Origin of the sequence: Aquamicrobium sp. LC103 (genome assembly GCF_001014615.2) — a bacterium.
Classification (GTDB): Bacteria; Pseudomonadota; Alphaproteobacteria; order Rhizobiales; family Rhizobiaceae; genus LBCQ02.
The window spans coordinates 179,300-196,034 of sequence record NZ_LBCQ02000006.1 but is presented as its reverse complement, the minus strand read 5'-3'; the positions used below and the strand labels follow the sequence as shown (position 1 = coordinate 196,034).

The window sequence follows — 16,735 nt, the reverse complement described above, 5'->3', positions numbered from 1 at the left end:
CAGGAATCCCCGGCAACTGTAATTTCCTATAGCTAGTTTCTTGGGAGTCTCCGCGCGCTCCTCAGCATACGCTCGCAAGCCGGCAAAGCAGGAATCTCGCGTTTGGATTCGGAACTTCCAATACAATTAGGAATTGCAGAACTTCCTGGCCTCCGGGGTCCATTTTCCGAAGCCGGTCGCCACCATGTTGGTGATCACCCGGCAGACATAGCGCTTCTGCGCGGGATCGTTGTTCGGGCCGGCATGGTAGCGCGCGACGGCCATCGACCAGGTCTGGTGTTGCCGCTTGAGCTGCACGAGAAAGCGCGCGGCATAGTCGACATTGCTGCGTGGATCGAGCATCTGCCTGGCGTTCGCGAATTTGTCGGCATGGTAGTGATGGTTGATCTGCATGCAGCCGAGATCGATGAGCTTGACCCCGCTTGCCCGCGCCTTGCTGAACTCCAGGAGCGCTTCCGTGGGGGTTCTCGCGAATACCGCTCGGCCCTCGATATTGAGCGCATTGGGCTGGAGGCTCCCCTTCTTGCCCGTCTCGGTGAGGCCGACGGCGTAGAGTATGCCGACCGGAATGCCGTATTTTTCCGCCGCCCGCAGAATTTCGGGCTCGCAGGCATTTGTAGCCGCGAGGGCAGTTCCAGGCGCGGCGTTAGATATATATCCCGCCGCCAGAAGCGCGCTCAGCCATGCCGTCCATCGCCGCGTTCCTCGCCTCGTCGCCGGACTGCTGGGACTGTCCTCCGCCGCCCTTGCGGCCTTCGCCGCCCTCGCCCGATGCCTGTTGGTTGGAGAAGGAGAGATCGCGTCCGGAGCTTGCCTGGCCATTGTTCGCGCTCGTGTTTGCGGTCTGCTGAATGGTGATCTTGTCGACGTCGTATCCGAGCGATCGGAGCGCCTTGACGATCGCCTCGGAATCGTTGGCAAGGCGATGACGGGCATCCGAATTGTCGACCTGGATTTCAATTGATAGTTGTGATCCGGTCGCCGTCAGACGAGCCGTCACGACACCCAATTCGGCGGGGTGAAGCTGTATTTTCAGCGTGCTGACGGAGGCGAGCGTACCCGTGCCGCGCTGCATCTGATTTGCGGCGGCTTCCTGTGCGACGCTCCGCCACACCGGCTCGGCCTCGATCGCGCCGACGACGCTCGCAGCCGTCGGGTTGAGTGCGAGCACCGCGGGTGTCGCCGGTGCCGGAGCGTTCTGCGCGCCGACCACGGTGACGCGCGGCTGCGGCGCGGCTGAAGCATCCGTGGCGGGCATCGGAGCGCGGGACGCGGTCTGTTCCCGTGCGGCTGGCTGCCCGGTTTCCGTGCCGCGCGTCGCGGCCTGCGGATTGGCTGGCGGGTTAGCTGCCGGACGATCCGAAGCAATCGAGGTAACGGGCGCGGCTGGCTTGGCCTGCGTCGTACCGGCCGCCATGATGTCGCGCCTTGTTCCTCCGCCGGCTTCCGGGTCGGCTTCGGCATCGGGGATGGACTGTGGATCGCTCTGGCCGGCGGCGCGACCGGCCGCTTCCTTCGGAGGCGCCGGCGGAAGCGCGGCCGCGAGCGCGCCGAGGGCTGCATCGGCATCGTCGGGCGCGACGTTTTCCTCGTCCGGAGCGACGACTACGGGTTCTTCCTCTATTTCAGTGACGGGAAGAGCTTCGGCGTCGAACTCGAGCTCAGTGATGTCGTCGAAGGCGGCGGCATCTTCCAGCTTGACGATCTTGCCGGCCTGCAGCGCTTCATGCAGCATGCCGGCGCGCCAGGGCAGGTGCGGCGCGATCCGCTGTTCCTTGCCAAAGCCTTCCGCCTCGTCGCCATGAAACCGGTTCGGAATCTTTCGGTCGCGCGGATTGAGTGCGTCGTCGAAACCGCCGGCATCGCCCGCTTGGCCGCCACGCTCGCTGGTCTTGGCCGGAGCCGCAAGCGAAAGCACGCCGAAGGAAACCTGTCCGGTCATCGTTCCGTCTCCGTCAGCAGTTTGTCGATGGCTTCGAGTTTCGATCGGGTCGAGGCCACGATGTCCCTGTCGATGCCCAGTTCGTTCTCGAGATCTTCGGCAGTCTCGTTCCCGCCCGGCGCGTCGGCGATCCGTGCGGGTGAGGGCGAAGGTTTCGCGTTCGTCTGTTCCAGCGGCGGCGCAAGAACGTCCTTGGCAATGCCCTTGGCGGCCTTGAGAAGCTCGCGGTCCCGCGCCGAAAGCGTTGCGGGATCGAGCTTCGTCAGCGATTCCAGCACCTCGTCGACCGATTCGGAGGTGACCGAGGAAATGCCGGCATAGAGATCGCTGCGGGGATCCGGCGCAGTGTCGGCGCCGTCATATTCGTTGGCCTTGGCCGCGGCGAACGCGAGCAGCTCGGATTTGCCGTCGATCGCGGCCTGTCTTGCGATCCGCAGATAGATCGTCTTGGCCTGCTCCCTCGTCATCCAGGAGACGGTTTCCGTGATCTGCGGGAGATTTGCCGATGTAGCCATCTCGGCCACGCCTGACACGAAAGTATCCGCGAACTGGCCCGCATAGGGCGAACGCAGGAAGCGCCGCGCATATTGGCTCGAGGCCGGGAAGAAGCGCTCCGGCTGGCTTTCCGACACGGCGAGCGACAGCGTTCGGCGCAATGCGGCTTCCTCGACCAAGGTTCCGGGGCTGAGAAGCCGCGCCTTGTCGAGCAGGCCGATCGCTTCGCCCGCGTTCTCCGCTCCGACGACGGAGCCCTTCACCAGGTAGAGAAAGGCGGCAACCTCATGGGGGAACTGTTCCGGGTCGAACCCGCTCATCGCCTCGCGCGCTTCGAACACGAGCCCGTTCAAATAGCTGACGACGCCGATGCCGGCCGTCCTCTCGATCTCCTCCAGCGTGAGCTTATCGAGCAAACTGCCGACGGTCGCCGGGTTGCCGCCGCTCATGGCGTAGACCAGGAGCGCGCGAAAGTTCCGGTCATCCTCGAAATCGGTGGCGGTGCTCGCCCGCAACCTGCGGTCTATAAGCTCCAGTATTTTGCGCTGCATCGGCAGGACGGCGTGGTCGCCGTCGGCGATGAGGTCCTGCACGAGCTGGAGCGAACGCACCATCTTGTAGGGCGGCAGCGAGCTTGCGCCCGCCTGCGCCGCCAGCAAGGGCAGGGAGAGCGACGCGGCGAATGCGAGCGATGCGGGCTTGAAGCGCGGCGTGGCCATCAGTTTCCGGTCTCCAGAAGAATCTCGATGCGCCTGTTGGCGTCGGCGAGCGGATTTGCCGGGACCTTCAGCTCGCGGTCGGCATGGCCGGCGACCTCGCGCACGCGGGTCTCTTCCAGGCCGCCGCGGACCAGCATGTAGTAGGCGGCATGGGCGCGCGCCGTGGAGAGACGCCAATTGTCGTAATTCGCGCCGCGGAACGGGCGCCCGTCCGTATGGCCCTTGATGACGATCCTGCCGGGCTGCCCACCGAGCGCCCGGCTGATCCTTTCCATGGCGAGCACGAGCTCGCGCTGCGGTACCGCCGAACCGATCTCGAACATACCGTAATTGAGCTCGTCGGTGACCGAGATCAGCACGCCGTCACGCTGCGGAACGACGGAGATGGTCTGGTTGAGCCGGTTGTCGGCGCCGAAGGCGGTCGCGATCTCGCCGCGGATTTCTTCCGCCATCCGCGTGGTCGCGTCCGCCGGCCGTTCGGTCGTTGTCCCGGTTTCCGCCGGCGTGGGCTTCGGTGCTTCCAACCTCGCGATTTCCGTGGGGGCGGGCGCTTCGGCGGGTATTTCGGCCGCGGTGTCGGCAACGGCCTCCGCCGGCGTCTCCCCCGCGGGCGCTTCGACCCGCTCCTCGAACACCTCCGGCTCTTCCGGATTGCCGATCTCGCGCGACCAGAAATCGGGCGCGAACGGATCGCGGTAGGATTCGCCGCCCTCCGCGCCGGTCGCGGGACCCGAGGTCTGCATGCCGCCGTCGCCCTTGCTGCTCACGTTCTGCAAGGTGGCCGTCTGCGCCGCAATTTCGGCGAGCACGGCATAGGGGTCGGAAAAGAGGTGCTCGTCCGAGGTCTGCCGTGTGTCGGCGGTGTTTATCGAGTTCGCGTGCTGGCCCGGCCCGGCCCGGTCGTGCATGCGCTTCTCGGGTTCCTCCTCCGATTGCTCGGTCTGCGAGGCCGGGCTCTCCTGGCCGCGCGTCTCGCCGGGATCGTCTATGCCCTTGGCGGAGGGCGGGGTGCGGTCCACCAGCGTCATCGGGTTGAAATAGGCGGCGATCGACGCCTTGGCCTGCTCGTTGGCGGCGCTGATCAGCCACATCACCAGGAAGAAGCACATCATCGCGGTCATGAAGTCGGCGAAGGCGATCTTCCAGGCCGAGCCGTGATGGCCCTCGTCCTCCTCCGCACGGCGGCGCTTGACGATGATGATCTCCTTGCGTGAATCCCCGGCGTCGAAGGCGCTCATGACAGGGCCTCCGCAAGAGATTCGCGCCAGTCGGCGAGGCGCGTCTCGAAGATCGTGCCGTCAATCGAGACGGAAAGGTCCATGCCCGGGCTTTCGGCGAAGTCGAGATGGCCGGCATGCGCGGGCATGGCCGCCTTCAAGGCTTCGTAGAGGGTGACTGGACCGCGCACCTTGATGCGCACGGCCTCGTCGTCGAGGAGCGCGTCATGGATCGTCCGGCCGAGGCTTTCGATGGAGCGGTCCCGCAACTCCTCGGTCAACGTCATGCCGAGGATGCGCGCGGTGACGGAGGTGGTGAGTTCCACGATCCGTTCCTCCATTTCCTGGATCCGCGAGGCGACCCTCGCGCTCGCCTCGGCGGCGAGCTGGTTCGTCAGTTCCGCAAGCTCGGCGGCGTGCCTTTCGCGCTGCGCCTCCAGTGCCTCCGCGTGTTCCTGCGACAGGCGCTCGGCAAGGGCTGCTTCCGCCTCCGTTACCGCCGCGGCGATCATGCCGTCGATGTCGGGCAGTTCGACCGGCTCGGGATTTTCCATGCCGCTCCCTGGGCCGAACTCGCCGAGGGAATACGGCACCGGCGCTGGCGCCAGGGGAGGAGCCGCCGCGAAATCGACGAGCGCGTCGGCCAATGCGCGGCGGGCCATCAGGCTGCGACCTCCTGGTTAGCCCATTTGCGCAGGATGAGGGCCGAGCGCTCCTCATTGAGATCGACCATCTGCGAGAGGCGATCCTGCGGCGCGGGCTTCAGCTTGAAGCGGATGTCGTTGGCCATGTGGTCGGGGAAGGCCATGCCGCCCATGCCGCCGTCGGCCATCGGGTCGGGCAGCTGCAGATTGTCGAGCGGATTGGGCAGCGAAAGCTGCAAATCGTCGAAGCCGGTGGCGTCGCCGGCGGTGTCGGCGGGCTTCACCACGGCATTAATGAGCGGACGCAGGCCGAACCAGGTGACGAGGAAGACGACGATGATGAAGGCGGCCGCGTTGATCATCGTACCGGCGTGGCGGGCAAGCGATTCCATGATGCCCGGGGTTTCGACCGTGATGCCGTCGGAACCTTCGATGAACTCGACCGCCGACACGGTTATGACGTCGCCGCGCGCGGTGTCGAGACCGGTCGCGGATGCCACCATGGTCTGGATTTCCTGGACGCGCGCCGCGATGTTCTCGGGCGTCGCGCCATCGCCGAGGATGCCCGCCAGCCGCTGCTCGTTCACGACCACCGCAATCGACAGCTTGGTGACGGAATAGCCGTTGCTGACGGTCGCTATGCGCTTGGTGTTCAGCTCGTAATTGGTGGTTTCCTCGCGGCGTTCGCGCTGCTCGGAGGATTGCGGGCCTTCGGCCGCCGCGGCCTCCTCTTCAGGCAGGTTCTGCTGCACGGTCGTCGGAGGCGCTGCCTGGCGCTGGTTCGCCACGTCGTTCGAGCGCACCACCTGGACCGAGCGCTCGACGCGCGATTCCGGATCGAAGATGGTTTCCTCGATCTGGCGGGTGTCGGTGTTCACTTCGGCGCGGACACTGGTGCGGAAGTTCTCGTGGCCGAGATAGGGTGCCAGGGCGCGTCGGATATTGTCCTCGATCTGCGTCTCGATCGTGCGCTCGACGCCGATCGAGCGGCTGGCGCCGTTGCTGTTGGGGTCGTCGCCGGCGGCGAGAAGCTGGCCGGAAGCGTCGAGCACGGTCACCTTGTCGGCGTCGAGACCGGGAACGGCCGCCGCGACGAGGTGGCGGATCGAATAGGCGGCGCCCGTGGCGTCCCTCCTTTCGGCGCGGATGACGACGGAAGCGGAAGGCTGCTGCTCCTGCTGGCGGAAGCTTGCGCGTTCCGGCATCACCAGGTGCACGCGCGCCGACTTGATGCCGTTGATCGACTGGATGGTGCGGGCGATCTCGCCCTCCAGGGCGCGCAGGCGGGTGACCTGCTGCATGAAGGAGGTGAGCCCGAAGGAGCCGACATTGTCGAAGAGCTCATAGCCCGCATTGCTGCTCGTCGGCAGGCCGCGCTCGGCGAGCAGCATGCGCGCCTGGCCAGTGCTGCCGGCGGGCACGAGCACGCTCGTTCCGTCGCTCGAAATGTCGAAACGGATGCCGGCCTCGCCGAGCACCATGCCGATCTGGCCGATGTCGCTGCGGTCGAGACCGACATAGAGCGTCTCGTAGGCAGGCCGGTTCAGATAGATCGAGGCGGTGATGATCACCGCGACGATGGCCGCGCCGACGCCGCCGAGGATCGCGAGGCGCTTCGGCCCGAAACTGCGGAGATTGTCGATGATGGTCTGGATCTGAACAGGCAAGGCTTCGCGCTCCGGGATTAACGGCTCGGGCGAGAATAGGTCGCGAAGCTTGTGCGAAAATGAAATGGGGCCGCGCCGTGGCGCGACCCCATCAAGTTCTGGAACGCCGATGCTCCTAGCTGCGGAAGAGCGAGAGGATCGACTGTGCGTTGCCGTTGGCGATGGAGAGCGCCTGGACGCCGAGCTGCTGCTGGACCTGGAGGGCTTGCAGACGGGTCGATTCCTCGCTCATGTCGGCGTCGACGAGCTGGCCGATGCCGCGGTCGACGGCGTCCATCAGCTTCGAGACGAAGGTCTGCTGGGATTCGACACGGGTCTTGATCGCGCCGAGGTCGGAAGCGGCCGTCGTGACGGAGCCGAGTGCCTTGTCCACGGCGTTGATCAAGCTCGTGAGGTCGCCCTGCGGCAGATCGGTGATGTCGATGCCGAGGACGTCGAGACCGTTCTCGGACGTGGCCCTCAGATTGGTGACCTGGATCGACTTTCCATTCTCGGTGGCATCCTCGGCGGTGCGGGAAATGGTCACCGCGCCGGTGGTGGCATCGATGCCGGCGGTGAAGTAGTCCGCTCCGAAGGCGCCGTCGAGCGCGGCCTGAAGGTCGGTGGCCTCCAATCCCGCGTCGGGATCGGCCGCGGTGACGACGATCTTGTGCGTCGTGCCGTTGTAGCTGACGTCGAAGGTCAGCGCGTCGCCTTCGGCCAGCGTGAAGCCGTCGGTCAGGTTTCCAAGGCTGACCGATGCATCATCGCCAGCGGCGTTGCCGGCCGTATCCCACGTGGCCGCGGTCGATGCGCCGACTTCGAGGCCGCCGACCGAATAGGCGCCGGTGCCCTGCAGCAGGCCATTGCTGGATCCGGAGTTGAACAGCGCGGTCTTCGACGTGTCGACGTCGATGGTGCCGAGCGAGATCGCGCCGTCGGCGCCACGAACGAAGGAGGCGACGACCTTCTCGATGCTGGAGCCTTCGACGTTGAGCCAGTTGCCGCCGGAGAAGCTGGCGGACTTGGCATAGGTCGACAGGTCGTTCTGGAGCTGCTTGATCTCTTCCTGGATCTTGGCCTTGTCGACGTCCGGCTGGGAGGCGGCGACGAGCTTGGTCTTGATCGTGTTGAGCGTGTCCTTGACGGCGTCCATCGCGGTGTAGGCGATGTCGACCTGGGCGGCGCCCAGGCCGAGCGCGTCGCGCACCGTCGACATGGACGAATTGTCGGAACGCATGGTGGTCGCGATCGACCAGTAGGCCGCGTTGTCGGAAGCCTCCGCAACCCGGAAACCGGTGGAGATGCGGCCCTGGGTGATGTCCAGCGCCTTGTTGGTGGACTTCAAGGTCTGGAGAGCCGTCATGGCGGCGGCATTGGTATTGATGCTCGACATATGCGAGATGCCTCTTGGTCGTTGCTGAAATCGGGAAATACCGGGCTCGCCGGTTTGACGGGGGCGGCATCATGCCCTTGAGCGAACCATCGCGCTCAACCCGTCACCAAGCGATTAGTGCTTCGGTAAGGTTACCAAATGGTTAATGAGACATCTCGGCCAAGAAAAAAGGCCGCGCCCGAGGGCGCGGCCTTCCGATCGGCTGTTGCCGATTGTCTCGATGCTCGCTCTTAACGGAAGAGCGAGAGGATCGACTGTGCGTTGCCGTTGGCGATGGAGAGCGCCTGGATGCCGAGCTGCTGCTGGACCTGAAGCGCCTGCAGACGGGTCGATTCCTCGCTCATGTCGGCGTCGACGAGCTGGCCGACGCCGCGGTCGACGGCGTCCATCAGTTTGCCCACGAAGGTCTGCTGCGAGTCGATGCGGGTCTTGATCGCGCCGAGGTCGGAGGCAGCCGTCGTGACGGAGCCCAGCGCCTTGTCCACGGCGTTGATCAAGCTCGTGAGGTCGCCCTGCGACAGATCGGTGATGTCCATGCCGAGGACGTCGAGACCGTTCTCGGACGTGGCCCTCAGATTGGTGACCTGGATCGACTTTCCATTCTCGGTGGCATCCTCGGCGGTGCGGGAAATGGTCACCGCGCCGGTGGTGGCATCGATGCCGGCGGTGAAGTAGTCCGCTCCGAAGGCGCCGTCGAGCGCGGCCTGAAGGTCGGTGGCCTCCAATCCCGCGTCGGGATCGGCCGCGGTGACGACGATCTTGTGCGTCGTGCCGTTGTAGCTGACGTCGAAGGTCAGCGCGTCGCCTTCGGCCAGCGTGAAGCCGTCGGTCAGGTTTCCAAGGCTGACCGATGCATCATCGCCAGCGGCGTTGCCGGCCGTATCCCACGTGGCCGCGGTCGATGCGCCGACTTCGAGGCCGCCGACCGAATAGGCGCCGGTGCCCTGCAGCAGGCCATTGCTGGATCCGGAGTTGAACAGCGCGGTCTTCGACGTGTCGACGTCGATGGTGCCGAGCGAGATCGCGCCGTCGGCGCCACGAACGAAGGAGGCGACGACCTTCTCGATGCTGGAGCCTTCGACGTTGAGCCAGTTGCCGCCGGAGAAGCTGGCGGACTTGGCATAGGTCGACAGGTCGTTCTGGAGCTGCTTGATCTCTTCCTGGATCTTGGCCTTGTCGACGTCCGGCTGGGAGGCGGCGACGAGCTTGGTCTTGATCGTGTTGAGCGTGTCCTTGACGGCGTCCATCGCAGTGTAGGCGATGTCGACCTGGGCGGCGCCCAGGCCGAGCGCGTCGCGCACCGTCGACATGGACGAGTTGTCGGAACGCATGGTGGTCGCGATCGACCAGTAGGCCGCGTTGTCGGAAGCGTTTGCGACGCGCAGGCCGGTCGAGATGCGGCCCTGTGTGGTGTCCAGCGCCTTGTTGGTGGTCTTCAAGGTCTGGAGAGCCGTCATAGCGGCGGCGTTGGTGTTGATGCTTGCCATGGGAGAAATGCCCCTCGAAAGAGATACTATGGGACATACCGGGCCGACCGGTTTGACGGGGCGGCATCATGCCCTTGAGCGAACCATCGCGCTCAACCCGTCACGCATGGCGAGTTGTATGCCGCCAATCCCTACCAAATGGCTAAGCGGGTCGGTTAAATTTTACCGGATGTGGCGTGGGTGATGCGTCCTTCGAGGCTCCCCTGCGGGGAGCACCTCAGGATGAGGAGGTTGCGTATAGAGCCGCAGCACGGCGGGTTCGAGGGCACACCATCATGTGCGATCGTCTTGGGCGCGCGGGCAGACCAGGGCACGGGTTAGTTGAGGGAACCATGGTTGTTCGCGGATAAAGCGATCTCGAGCCCACGACCTCACGGGCTCGATGCACTCCCTCCCTCATCCTGAGGAGCGAGCGCAGCGAGCCTCGAAGGACGCAGCTAGACGAACGATCGCACCAGGCTGCCGACGAGCAGGTTCCAACCGTCGATGAGGACGAAGAACAATATCTTGAACGGCAGCGAGACGACGGTCGGCGGCAGCATCATCATGCCCATCGACATGGTGATGGTGGCGACGATCAGGTCGATCACCAGGAAAGGCAACACGATCAGGAAGCCGATCTCGAAGCCGCGGCGTATCTCGGAGATCATGAAGGCCGGCACGAGGACGCGCAGATCGACGTTCTCGGCCGAGACGTCGATCTGCCCGCGCTCGGCGGCAAGATCCGCGAAGAGGTCGAAATCCCTGTCGCGGACGTTCTGCACCATGAATTGACGGAACGGATCGGAGATCGCCTCCAGCGCCTCGGCCTCGCTGATCTCGTTGTTGACCAGCGGCCGCACGCCCTCGCTCCAGGCGCGGTCGAAGGTCGGCGCCATGACGTAGAAGGTCATGAACATGGACAGGCTGATGAGGATCAGGTTCGCCGGCGTCGTCGGCAGGCCCATGCCGGCGCGCAATATCGAGAAGGCGATCACGAAGCGCGTGAAGCTCGTGACCATGATCAGGATGCCCGGCGCGATCGACAGGATCGTCAGAAGCCCGAAGAGCTGGACGATATAGCCGACGGTCGAGCCGTTGGCCTGCCCGGCGATGTTGCCCAGGTCGAGCTGCTGGGCCGATGCCGCCGTCGCCGACAGCAGCAGGAAGAGGACGGAGCCGATCAGTCGTTTCATTCGAACAGCAATGTTGTTACGAGGATGCCCTTGACCTTGCCTTCGCTGCGGATGACGGCCCGCTCCTCGATATCGGAGCGCAGGTGCTGATAGCCGCTCGCGCCCTCGATCTGATAGACCTTGACCGTGCGCAGGAAGGCGAGGACGTCCTGATGCACGTCCTGGGCGACCGTGGCATCCGGCGTGCCTTCGAAGATCAGCGAAAGCTCGAGCCGCACCCAGACGTCGCCCGGTCCGGCAAGGTTGGTGACGATCGGCGAGAGCGCAATGATGCCGAGCTGTTCGTTCGCCTGCTCGACCGTGGTCTCGATCGCCTGCTGCGCCTGCCCGGCGGGCGCGCGCTCCGGCTGTCGGCTGGAGAGATAGACGCCCGAAAGCCAGCCGATCCCCAAGGCCGCGACCGTCAGGCCCGCCAGAAGCGCGGCCTGGAGGAGCATTGAGGGTTCCTGCTTCGGCGGAGCGGTATCGTCGATGATCGCCATGGTCGACTCCGGATCAGAACGGCAGGACCGCGTCGAGGACCTGGTGGCCGTAGGCGGGCTGCTGCACCTCGCTCAGGCGTCCCCTGCCGCCATAGGAAATCCGTGCCTCGGCGATCCGCTCGTAGGAGATCGTGTTGTAGGGGCCGATATCCATCGGCCGCACGATGCCCGCGATCGTCAGGATGCGCACCTCGGCATTGACCAGCACTTCCTGCGTGCCGCTGATGACGAGATTTCCGTTGGGCAGCACGTCGGTGACGACGGCGGCGACGGAAAGCCTGATGTCCTCCGATCGTGCGGTCGCGCCGGTCCCCTTCGATTCCGTCTCGCCATTGACCTCTCCGTCGGCGGAACCGCTGGTTCCCGCCCAGCCCCAGCCGAAATTGGCGGCGACGCCGAGCGAGCGGTTGCCGGTGCGCTTGCGCTCGGATTCGTTGCGGAAGCGGGCGCGGTCGTTGATGGAGATGTTGACCGTCAGTATGTCGCCGGCAGAAAGCGCTCTGGCGTCGGCGAACAGCTTGCTCTGGCGGTCGTCCCACAGCGAGAAGCGTTTCACCGGCGTGCGCGGCGGCGTCGGGTACTGATACGCCGCCGGCGCGTCCGTGTTGATCCCGTAGCCGACGGGCGAGAGCTTCGGCGGCACGCCGATCTCTTCCTTGGCGGTGGTGCAGCCGGCGAGCGCCAGGGCCGACAGGACGAGGAGAATGTTGCGCATTAGGTCGGATCCTGCTTGCGCGCCGCGCTGGCGATGATGCCGGTGAGCGTGGCGGCGGACTTGCTGTCCATTTCGTTCAAGATGACGCCGGCCTGGCGCGCCTGCAGCTTCATCAATATGCCGGCCGCGAGCTCGACATTGACTTCGGCGAGGCGCTGAGCGGCGGCGTCCGGGCGCATGCGCGAGTAGATCTCCACAAGGCCGTCCTCGGCCCTGGTGAGGAAATCGTTTCGGCGCTGCAGCCATTCCTCGTATTCGCGCCGCTTCTCCTCGAGCGCCACGATCCGCCGGTCGATGTCCTTTTGCAGCTCCTCCAGCTCCTTTGCCTGGAGCGCATAACGGCGATCGCGCGCGGCATCGACGATGTTCGAGCAGAAGCGCTGGACGTCCGAAGGCGACTCGCTTGCCTCTGCCGTGGTTTCGGCCGTTTGCGTCGCCGCGGGGGAGGCCGCGCCGAGCAGAACCGAGAGGGCGAGGAGGGTGCCGGCGGCGATCGGCGCCTTCGCCCGTTTGGTCCCTTCGAGGTCGAACATGCTCATGGCGTTGTCCTATTGAACGACCAGCTCGGCCTGCAACGCGCCGGCGGTCTTTATGCCCTGCAGGATGGCGATGATGCCGTCGGGTCGGACGCCGAGCTTGTTGAGGCCGGAAACGAGGGTTTCCAGGTTGGGACCGTCGAGCATGGCGACGCGGGCGTCCGGCTGGTTCGCCTCGATGGCGGTGAACGGCTCGATCTCCGTCTCGCCGCGCGAGAACGGCTCGGGCTGCACGACGCGCGGCATTTCGGTGATGCGCACCGTTAGCGTGCCGTGGCTGATCGCGACGCGGGAAATCCGCACCTGCTGACCGATGACGATGGTGCCGGTGCGCTCGTCGACCACGACGCGCGCGGGCGCATCCGATTCGATCACCAGGTTTTCGAGTTCGGCATAGAAGCGTGCGGTGGAGATACCCTTCGGGCGCTTGATCAGGACGGTGCGCGCGTCCTGCTCGGAGGCGACCCGCTGCCCGAAGCGGTCGAGCGCATAGGCGTTGATCACGTCGGTGACGCGCACGGCCGTCGAGAAATCGGGGTTGAGGAGTTGCAGCGTCAGCATGCTGTCGCTGTTGAAGGAGGCGGGCACCTGGCGCTCCACGATGGCGCCGTTCGGAACGCGCCCACTGGTCGGCACGCCCTGCGTCAGCGTCTCGGCCTGCCCTTGCGCGGAGAAGCCGGACACCAGCACGCTTCCCTGCGCAACGGCATAGATCTCGCCGTCGGGCGCGCGCAGCGGCGTCATCACCAGCGTGCCGCCGGCCAGCGACGTGGCATCGCCAAGCGAGGACACCGTGACGTCGATGCGGGCACCGGACTGGACGAAGGGCGGCAGATTGGCCGTCACGATCACCGCCGCGACATTCCTTGCCCGTGCAGCGGCGCCCTGCGTCGCGATGCCGAGGTTTTCCAGCATCGCCCGCATCGACTGTTCGGTGAACGGCGAGTTCCGCAGGCCGTCGCCGCTGCCCTGAAGGCCGATGACGAGACCGTAGCCGACGAGCTGGTTGTCGCGGGCGCTTTGCAGCGCCGCGACGTCCTTGATGCGCGCGGCGACCTGGCCGGGCGGCAACGAGCTGGGCCCCGCCGAAACCTGGAACATGCGGTTGAGCGTCGCCGCGTCGTATCTGGGATCCTCGAAGACGCCGCCGTTCTTGGCCGCGATCTCCTTCCTGGCCTTGTCGGTCAGGCCATCGGCCAGCGCCGGCTGCAAGCCGAGCATCGTGACGAGGACAAGTGCGAGCCAGCGTCTCATGAAGCGCCGACCCTGACGGTGCCGTCGGCCATCACGGTTCCGGAGACGACCGTGCCGCTGTCGAGGTTGCGTACCTTGATGAGATCGCCCGCCGCGCCGGCCTGCAGCGGAACGCCGGTTGCGGAAATCGACAGCGGTCCATGGACGAACATCACCGTTACCGGAGAGCCCGGCTCGACGAGATAGGCCTCGCGGACGGAATTGACTGGAATGAGGCGGCCGGGCAGCAGGGTGCGGCGCGCGACCTTTCCTTCGAGCTCGACGCGGGAATAGACCACCGCCGCCGGGTTCTTCAATTGCCGGCGCAGAGGCACCTCGTCGAGCGTCTCGGTCGTCACGGTTTCTCCCGGATAGACGACGCGGTTGGTGACCACGACCGTCTCTTGTGCCGACGCCGGCGTGGCCAGCATCGTCGCGAGCGCGAGGGCGCCCGCCAGCATTCCCGCGAAAGGCCGAGGCCGCGTCGTCATCTTATCTCATGCCCTGGGTGACTGTGGCGGCCATCTCGTCCGCCGCCTTGATGACCTTCGAATTCATCTCGTAGGCGCGCTGCGCCGAGATCAGCTCGGTGATTTCCTTCACCGGGTCGACGTTGGAATTCTCCAGATAGCCCTGCTCGACGGTGGCGAAGCCCGGATCTCCCGGAACGCCCATATTGGCCGGGCCGGATGCGACGGTCTCGCGGAAGAGATTGTCGCCGAGCGGCATCAGACCGGCCTCGTTGGCGAAGTTGGCGATGGTGAGCTGCCCGAGTTCCTGCAGCTCCAACTGACCGTCTATACGCGCGAAGAACTGGCCCGACTTGTTGACGATGATCTCCAGGGCGTTCTCCGGGATGACGATCCCGGCGGAAACGACATAGCCGTCGGCCGTGACGAGCTCGCCTTCGGCATTGGTGTTGAAGCTGCCGGCACGGGTGTAGACCGGTTCGCCGTCGGCGCCGTCGATCTGCACCCAGCCCTTGCCCATCAGCGCGAGATCGAGCGAGTTGCCGGTGTTGGTCAGCGATCCCTGGGTGTGGACGTTGCGTATGGCGGAGGTCTTTACGCCGAGGCCGACATGCGATCCCTCCGGTACCAGTGCCTGGTTCGCGCGGTTCGGCACGCCCTGGAGCCGTTCGGTCTGGTAGAGCAGGTCGGAGAATTCGGCGCGGGCGCGCTTGAAGCCGGTGGTGTTGATGTTCGCGATGTTGTTCGCGATCACCTCGAGATTGGTCTGCTGGGCGTTCATGCCCGTCGCCGCGATTGCAAGTGCCTTCATCAGTCAAACTCCTCAGATCTGCATGCGGCTGATTTCGAGATAGGCCGTGACGATCTTGTCACGTATGGCGATCGAGGCCTGCAAGGTCTGCTCGGCGTTCATGACGGCATCGACCACCTCACGGGTATCGGCTTCTCCCTGCAGGGCGTCGAGCGAAAGCCCCTGTGCCCTTTCCAGCGTGCCGACGGCCCGCTCGGCGGCCGCGGAGACTGCCTGCGCGAAAGTCGTCTCGGCGGCCGCGCCGGCCGCGCCCGCGCCTGCAAGGCCCGTCATGGCCGGCCCCGTCGGGGCGGTTCTCTCGAGGGCGGACAACGCCTGGATCATTACTGGCCTCGCATAAGGTCTATGGTCATGGAAATCAGCTCGCGCGCCTGCTTGATGACCTGCAGGTTCGCCTCGTAGCTGCGGTTCGCCTCGCGCATGTCGGCCATTTCGACCAGCACGTTCACGTTCGGCATCTTCACATATCCGAACTCGTCCGCCGCCTCATGACCGGGCTGAAATTCGGAGGGGAATGCCGTGCGGTCCGGCGAGATGGCCGAAACGTCGACGGTATGCGCGCCGCTGGCGCGATCGAGCTCGCTGGTGAAGGTGATCGTCTTGCGCTGATAAGGATCCGCGCCGGGGAAATTGCCGGTCGACTGCGCATTCGCCAGGTTTTCCGAAACCACACGCAGCCGCTCCGACTGCGCGCCGAGGCCGGACGCCGCCACCTTCAGGGATGCAACCAACGGATCCATCATCAGCTCCGCGTCGTCTGCATCAGCATGCGGTGGAAGGATTTCACGATCGCGGAATTGAGCTCGTAGTCGCGCCGCACTTCGCCGGCCTTCATCAGTTCGGTCTCCAGAACCACGGAGTTGCCCGAGGGGGAAATCGGCGTGTCGGCGTCTGTCTGGCGAACGGCGAGATTGTCCCTGGTCATACCGAGCGAAATGTGCCGGGCATTGGTGGTGCGCATCGAGATGTTGGTGTTTTTCAACACGCTCTCGAACGGCTCGACATCCAGCGCCCGATAATTCGGGGTATTGGCATTCGCGACATTGCTGGCGACGGTCGTCTGGCGGACCGTCAGCCATCTTGCCTGCTGCGCTGCCACTTCGAACAGGTTGACGGGTTGCATCGCTACTCCTTTGGCGAATAGCCGGCACTCTAGTCAGCCAGTCTTGCGCGGAACTTGCGTGCTCCCGACGGTTTGGCTAGCGGGTTATCTCGATGGTCTGGTCGAGCGAATTCACCACCACCCAGCGCCCTTCGCGCTGTTCGATCGAGACGACCCTGCTTGAATCGGGGAGTCGTGAGCCCGGCCGCATCACCCACAGGCCGTCCTCATCCTCGATGAGGGCACGGCCATTGGCGACGTGGAGGAGCTTGAAGTCGGCCGGGCTTGCGGGAAAGGGTTGTTCCGCCACGGAAACAGGTTCCGGCCGCTCCCGCGACCTGTCGGGCAAGGTGCCGGTCGGAAACAGGTCGAACTGCATGGCCAGCGCATCGTCGGCGACGGGTTCTCCGCTCGCAACCACCGCGTCGTGCTGGACGCCCGAGCGCGAACTGGTCGAATTGTCGCCGTCGAATTTCAGAGCGGTCACGCCGAATTCGTCCTGGTTGATGAAGATGTACCAGGGAAACAGCGCGCAGGTGAGGCCGAGCGCCACCCCGGCGCCGGCGATGATGAGATCGCTCGAAGGTCCGCGTTTGCGCGGTATCTTCGGCGTCGGCTGCGCGGGGAAGAGTGCCGCCATCGCGGCATCGCTTCCTTCTTGCGCC

Annotated in this window: 19 protein-coding genes; all 19 read right to left on the bottom strand. The window is 65.3% G+C overall.

What is annotated here, in order from left to right; translation table 11 throughout:
• Positions 1-126: 126 nt before the first annotated feature.
• Positions 127-681, bottom strand: a complete 555-nt coding sequence (locus tag XW59_RS13580; protein ID WP_047146049.1) for a transglycosylase SLT domain-containing protein — start codon at positions 679-681, stop codon at positions 127-129.
• Entirely contained in the window at positions 647-1,942 is a 1,296-nt protein-coding gene (locus tag XW59_RS29645) for a flagellar hook-length control protein FliK (RefSeq protein ID WP_052958164.1), read from the bottom strand. The genes XW59_RS13580 and XW59_RS29645 overlap by 35 nt, the downstream gene beginning before the upstream one ends.
• The gene (locus XW59_RS13570; RefSeq protein ID WP_047145864.1) at positions 1,939-3,156 is read right to left on the bottom strand and encodes a hypothetical protein; all 1,218 of its coding nucleotides are present in this window, start codon (positions 3,154-3,156) and stop codon (positions 1,939-1,941) included. Before XW59_RS13570 ends, XW59_RS29645 begins: the two co-directional genes overlap by 4 nt.
• On the bottom strand, positions 3,156-4,394 hold the full coding sequence (locus XW59_RS13565; protein ID WP_047145863.1) for a MotB family protein: 1,239 nt from the start codon (positions 4,392-4,394) through the stop codon (positions 3,156-3,158). Before XW59_RS13565 ends, XW59_RS13570 begins: the two co-directional genes overlap by 1 nt.
• Positions 4,391-5,035 (bottom strand): hypothetical protein, encoded by a 645-nt coding sequence (locus XW59_RS13560; RefSeq protein WP_047145862.1) that lies wholly within the window; start codon positions 5,033-5,035, stop codon positions 4,391-4,393. Before XW59_RS13560 ends, XW59_RS13565 begins: the two co-directional genes overlap by 4 nt.
• Entirely contained in the window at positions 5,035-6,684 is a 1,650-nt protein-coding gene (gene fliF, locus XW59_RS13555; protein ID WP_047145861.1) for a flagellar basal-body MS-ring/collar protein FliF, read from the bottom strand. Before fliF ends, XW59_RS13560 begins: the two co-directional genes overlap by 1 nt.
• Before the next feature lie 115 nt (positions 6,685-6,799).
• Positions 6,800-8,059 (bottom strand): flagellin, encoded by a 1,260-nt coding sequence (locus XW59_RS13550; RefSeq protein ID WP_047145860.1) that lies wholly within the window; start codon positions 8,057-8,059, stop codon positions 6,800-6,802.
• Positions 8,060-8,289: 230 nt separating this feature from the next.
• Positions 8,290-9,546, bottom strand: a complete 1,257-nt coding sequence (locus tag XW59_RS29800; RefSeq protein WP_047145859.1) for a flagellin — start codon at positions 9,544-9,546, stop codon at positions 8,290-8,292.
• 437 nt (positions 9,547-9,983) lie between these two features.
• Positions 9,984-10,721: a flagellar type III secretion system pore protein FliP gene (gene fliP / locus XW59_RS13540; RefSeq protein ID WP_047145858.1), complete on the bottom strand. Its 738-nt coding sequence runs from the start codon at positions 10,719-10,721 to the stop codon at positions 9,984-9,986.
• Positions 10,718-11,203, bottom strand: a complete 486-nt coding sequence (locus XW59_RS13535) for a flagellar basal body-associated FliL family protein (protein ID WP_047145857.1) — start codon at positions 11,201-11,203, stop codon at positions 10,718-10,720. Before XW59_RS13535 ends, fliP begins: the two co-directional genes overlap by 4 nt.
• A 13-nt stretch (positions 11,204-11,216) precedes the next feature.
• Positions 11,217-11,918 carry a flagellar basal body L-ring protein FlgH gene (flgH, locus tag XW59_RS13530; protein ID WP_047145856.1) on the bottom strand — a complete coding sequence of 234 codons (702 nt, stop codon included), beginning with the start codon at positions 11,916-11,918 and terminating at the stop codon, positions 11,217-11,219.
• Complete coding sequence (locus XW59_RS13525; RefSeq protein ID WP_136068231.1) at positions 11,918-12,457, bottom strand: MotE family protein; 540 nt, start codon at positions 12,455-12,457, stop codon at positions 11,918-11,920. Before XW59_RS13525 ends, flgH begins: the two co-directional genes overlap by 1 nt.
• 9 nt (positions 12,458-12,466) lie before the next feature.
• Positions 12,467-13,708, bottom strand: a complete 1,242-nt coding sequence (locus tag XW59_RS13520; protein WP_047145855.1) for a flagellar basal body P-ring protein FlgI — start codon at positions 13,706-13,708, stop codon at positions 12,467-12,469.
• Positions 13,705-14,178 carry a flagellar basal body P-ring formation chaperone FlgA gene (gene flgA, locus XW59_RS13515; RefSeq protein WP_047145854.1) on the bottom strand — a complete coding sequence of 158 codons (474 nt, stop codon included), beginning with the start codon at positions 14,176-14,178 and terminating at the stop codon, positions 13,705-13,707. Before flgA ends, XW59_RS13520 begins: the two co-directional genes overlap by 4 nt.
• A gap of 1 nt (position 14,179) precedes the next feature.
• Positions 14,180-14,968, bottom strand: coding sequence for a flagellar basal-body rod protein FlgG (flgG, locus tag XW59_RS13510; RefSeq protein ID WP_047145853.1), 789 nt, complete (start codon positions 14,966-14,968; stop codon positions 14,180-14,182).
• Between the two features lie 12 nt (positions 14,969-14,980).
• The gene (locus tag XW59_RS13505; protein WP_348639313.1) at positions 14,981-15,241 is read right to left on the bottom strand and encodes a flagellar hook-basal body complex protein FliE; all 261 of its coding nucleotides are present in this window, start codon (positions 15,239-15,241) and stop codon (positions 14,981-14,983) included.
• A gap of 50 nt (positions 15,242-15,291) precedes the next feature.
• Positions 15,292-15,708, bottom strand: a complete 417-nt coding sequence (flgC, locus tag XW59_RS13500) for a flagellar basal body rod protein FlgC (RefSeq protein WP_047146046.1) — start codon at positions 15,706-15,708, stop codon at positions 15,292-15,294.
• A 2-nt stretch (positions 15,709-15,710) separates the two neighbouring features.
• Positions 15,711-16,091, bottom strand: a complete 381-nt coding sequence (gene flgB / locus XW59_RS13495) for a flagellar basal body rod protein FlgB (protein ID WP_047145851.1) — start codon at positions 16,089-16,091, stop codon at positions 15,711-15,713.
• A gap of 76 nt (positions 16,092-16,167) precedes the next feature.
• On the bottom strand, positions 16,168-16,710 hold the full coding sequence (locus tag XW59_RS13490) for a hypothetical protein (RefSeq protein ID WP_052958163.1): 543 nt from the start codon (positions 16,708-16,710) through the stop codon (positions 16,168-16,170).
• Positions 16,711-16,735 lie beyond the last annotated feature (25 nt).

What these genes read in the sequence shown, in the direction of transcription:
- XW59_RS13560 (WP_047145862.1), bottom strand. Translation starts at nt 5,035, where the DNA reads ATGGCCCGCCGCGCATTGGCCGACGCGCTCGTCGATTTCGCGGCGGCT.
- XW59_RS13535 (WP_047145857.1), bottom strand. Translation starts at nt 11,203, where the DNA reads ATGGCGATCATCGACGATACCGCTCCGCCGAAGCAGGAACCCTCAATG.
- XW59_RS13570 (WP_047145864.1), bottom strand. Translation starts at nt 3,156, where the DNA reads ATGGCCACGCCGCGCTTCAAGCCCGCATCGCTCGCATTCGCCGCGTCG.
- XW59_RS29645 (WP_052958164.1), bottom strand. Translation starts at nt 1,942, where the DNA reads ATGACCGGACAGGTTTCCTTCGGCGTGCTTTCGCTTGCGGCTCCGGCC.
- XW59_RS13525 (WP_136068231.1), bottom strand. Translation starts at nt 12,457, where the DNA reads ATGAGCATGTTCGACCTCGAAGGGACCAAACGGGCGAAGGCGCCGATC.
- XW59_RS13505 (WP_348639313.1), bottom strand. Translation starts at nt 15,241, where the DNA reads ATGACGGGCCTTGCAGGCGCGGGCGCGGCCGGCGCGGCCGCCGAGACG.
- flgC (WP_047146046.1), bottom strand. Translation starts at nt 15,708, where the DNA reads ATGGATCCGTTGGTTGCATCCCTGAAGGTGGCGGCGTCCGGCCTCGGC.
- flgA (WP_047145854.1), bottom strand. Translation starts at nt 14,178, where the DNA reads ATGACGACGCGGCCTCGGCCTTTCGCGGGAATGCTGGCGGGCGCCCTC.
- flgB (WP_047145851.1), bottom strand. Translation starts at nt 16,091, where the DNA reads ATGCAACCCGTCAACCTGTTCGAAGTGGCAGCGCAGCAGGCAAGATGG.
- XW59_RS29800 (WP_047145859.1), bottom strand. Translation starts at nt 9,546, where the DNA reads ATGGCAAGCATCAACACCAACGCCGCCGCTATGACGGCTCTCCAGACC.
- fliP (WP_047145858.1), bottom strand. Translation starts at nt 10,721, where the DNA reads ATGAAACGACTGATCGGCTCCGTCCTCTTCCTGCTGCTGTCGGCGACG.
- XW59_RS13520 (WP_047145855.1), bottom strand. Translation starts at nt 13,708, where the DNA reads ATGAGACGCTGGCTCGCACTTGTCCTCGTCACGATGCTCGGCTTGCAG.
- XW59_RS13490 (WP_052958163.1), bottom strand. Translation starts at nt 16,710, where the DNA reads ATGGCGGCACTCTTCCCCGCGCAGCCGACGCCGAAGATACCGCGCAAA.
- XW59_RS13550 (WP_047145860.1), bottom strand. Translation starts at nt 8,059, where the DNA reads ATGTCGAGCATCAATACCAATGCCGCCGCCATGACGGCTCTCCAGACC.
- flgG (WP_047145853.1), bottom strand. Translation starts at nt 14,968, where the DNA reads ATGAAGGCACTTGCAATCGCGGCGACGGGCATGAACGCCCAGCAGACC.
- XW59_RS13565 (WP_047145863.1), bottom strand. Translation starts at nt 4,394, where the DNA reads ATGAGCGCCTTCGACGCCGGGGATTCACGCAAGGAGATCATCATCGTC.
- flgH (WP_047145856.1), bottom strand. Translation starts at nt 11,918, where the DNA reads ATGCGCAACATTCTCCTCGTCCTGTCGGCCCTGGCGCTCGCCGGCTGC.